Origin of the sequence: Agromyces binzhouensis (genome assembly GCF_004135055.1) — a bacterium.
GTDB classification, from domain to species: Bacteria; Actinomycetota; Actinomycetes; order Actinomycetales; family Microbacteriaceae; genus Agromyces; species Agromyces binzhouensis.
This window is the reverse complement of the sequence record NZ_SDPL01000649.1, coordinates 1-1,134: the sequence shown is the minus strand read 5'-3', so window position 1 is coordinate 1,134 and position 1,134 is coordinate 1. Positions and strand designations below refer to the sequence as shown.

The window sequence follows — 1,134 nt, the reverse complement described above, 5'->3', positions numbered from 1 at the left end:
CCCGATCGTCGCGCACGGCCTCTACCGCTTCGACCTCGACGCGGGGCGGATCGAGCTCGCGCCCGTCGCCGGCGGTCTCGGCCCGGCCGAACTCGCCCTCCTCGGCGCGCCCGAGACGATCCGGGTGCCCGCGGCCGACGTGCCCGAGTTCCTCGCCGCCCACGTGCACCCGCTCGCCCGCACGCTCGCGATCACGAGTCGCGACGAGAGCTTCGAGCTCCCGCCGACGCCGCCCGCGACCCTCGTGCTCGACGCCCGGTACGAGCCCGACGACGTGCTGCGCCTCGCATGGCGGTGGGAGCACGCCGACGGTCGCACGAGCGAGGTCGACCCGTCGGCCGGGCCCGACCCGGAGCTCGACGAGGACCTCGTCGCGCGAGTGGCCGACGAGCTCGGCTGGGTGCCGTTCGAGGCCGTCCTCCTCCGCGGCATCGACGCGGCAGAGTTCGCGATCGAGCGGATGCCGCGGCTCGAGGCCCTCGTCGGGCGGAACGCGGGCGGGTTCCGCATCGACGTGCGCGGCGAACGCCCCGACTACCGTGAGGCGACCGAACGACCCGAGCTCGCCGTCTCGCTCGTCGAGAGCCGCACGCGCGACTGGTTCGACCTCGGCGTCGTCGTGACGGTCGGCGGCCGCCGGGTCCCGTTCATGCCGCTCTTCCGCGCGCTCGCCACCGGCCGCACGCGCATGCTGCTCGTCGACAAGTCCACGCTGTCGCTCGACCTGCCCGTCTTCGACGAGCTCCGCGACCTCATCGAGGAGGCGGGCACGCTCGACGAGTGGGAGACGGGCATCCGCATCCATCGGAGCCGCGCGAGCCTGTGGGCCGACTTCGAGGACCTGGCGGACGTCGCCGAACCCGCGCTCGCGTGGCGGGCGACGGTCGCGGGGCTCGAGCACGGCGAGGTGCCCGAGCTGCCGCCCCCTTCGGGCCTGGCGCTGCCGCTGCGGCCCTACCAGCTCGACGGGTTCCGGTGGCTCGCGTTCCTCCATGCGAACCGGCTCGGCGGCGTGCTCGCCGACGACATGGGCCTCGGCAAGACCGTGCAGTGCCTCGCGCTCGTCCAGCACGCGCTCGAGCGGGCGGCGACGGATGCCGCGGCCGCCGCGGCCCCGGACGCCGCGACCGGCGC

1 protein-coding gene is annotated in these 1,134 nt (G+C 75.4%); it reads left to right on the top strand.

The features are described 5' to 3' along the window. The coding region (locus tag ESO86_RS17380) for an SNF2-related protein (protein ID WP_242492443.1) at positions 1 to 1,134 on the top strand (1,134 nt) is incomplete at both ends.